Annotated in this window: 2 pseudogenes; both read left to right on the top strand. The window is 73.9% G+C overall.

What is annotated here, in order from left to right:
* Positions 1-19: 19 nt before the first annotated feature.
* A pseudogene (locus ACIQOV_RS42165) lies at positions 20-1,057 on the top strand (sialidase family protein); the annotation flags it as partial.
* A gap of 26 nt (positions 1,058-1,083) precedes the next feature.
* Positions 1,084-1,177, top strand: a pseudogene (locus tag ACIQOV_RS42160) (sulfurtransferase); the annotation flags it as partial.

The following is a 1,177-nucleotide window of genomic DNA, read 5'->3' as shown; positions in this document are numbered from 1 at the left end:
CCACGCGAAGGAGCTTCGGATGAAGCACCCGCGCACCCCCACCCCCTGGCGCAGGCCGTTCGCCACCGTCGCGGCGGCCGCCCTTGTCCTGGTCGGCGCGGCCTGGAACGCGAGCCCGGCCGGCGCGTCCGCGCCGCCGGCCCGCGCCGCCGGCGACGCCACGTCCGGCACCAACCCGATCGCCCTGACCGTCGACGGCGGCGGACCGAGCCTGGTCCGGGTGAGCAGCGACCCGTTCACCAGCGCCGGCAGCCAGTACGCCACCGAGGTGGAGCCCGACACCTTCGCCTACGGCGGCACGATCGTCTCCGCCGCCCAGGTGGGGCGGTTCACTGACGGCGGGGCGGCCGGCCTCGGCTGGAACACCTCGTCGGACGGCGGCCTCAGCTGGCAGCACGGCATGCTGCCCGGCCTCACCACCCACTGGGGCGGCGGCAGTTGGGCCCGCGCCTCCGACCCCGCGGTCGCCTACGACGCCAGGCACGGCACCTGGATGGTGGCCGGCCTGGTCATCGACTCGGGACGCAACCCGGTGGGTGCGACCGTCAGCCGCTCCGCCGACGGCCTGCACTGGCAGGACCCGGTGCGGGCGGTCGGTCACGACGGCCAGGTCTACGACAAGGAGTGGATCGTCTGCGACAACACTCCGACCAGCCCGTACTTCGGCACCTGCTACGTCGAGGTCGACATCCCCTCCTCCGACAACCTGATGGTCATGTCCGCCTCCCGGGACGGCGGCGCCACCTGGTCCGCCCCGACCGGCCCGTCCGGCGTCAACCTGGGCCTCGGCGGCCAGCCGCTGGTGCGGCCCGACGGGACGGTCGTGGTCCCCTTCTCGACGGACACCACCTCGATCCGCTCATTCACCTCCACCGACGGCGGCAGGTCCTGGAGCTCCACGGTCCTGGTCGCCGACGTCGTCGCGCACGAGGTCGCGGGCGGGCTGCGCGACGGCGAGGGCCTGCCCTCGGCGGAGATCGACGCCGACGGCAGGGTCTACGTCGCCTGGCAGGACTGCCGCTTCCGGGCCGGGTGCGCGGCCAACGACATCGTCTACGCGAGCTCGGCCGACGGCACCACCTGGTCCGCCGTGACTTCATCGACCAGGCCGGCTTCGAGGCGCTGCTCAGCGCCAAGGGCATCGCCAACGACGACACCGTCGTCCTGTACGGCGGCA

Source organism: Kitasatospora sp. NPDC091257 (assembly GCF_044757675.1).
Classification (GTDB): domain Bacteria; phylum Actinomycetota; class Actinomycetes; order Streptomycetales; family Streptomycetaceae; genus Kitasatospora; species Kitasatospora lactacystinica.
Note: the sequence above shows the minus strand (reverse complement) of the source record. Positions and strands in the feature narration are given on the sequence as shown.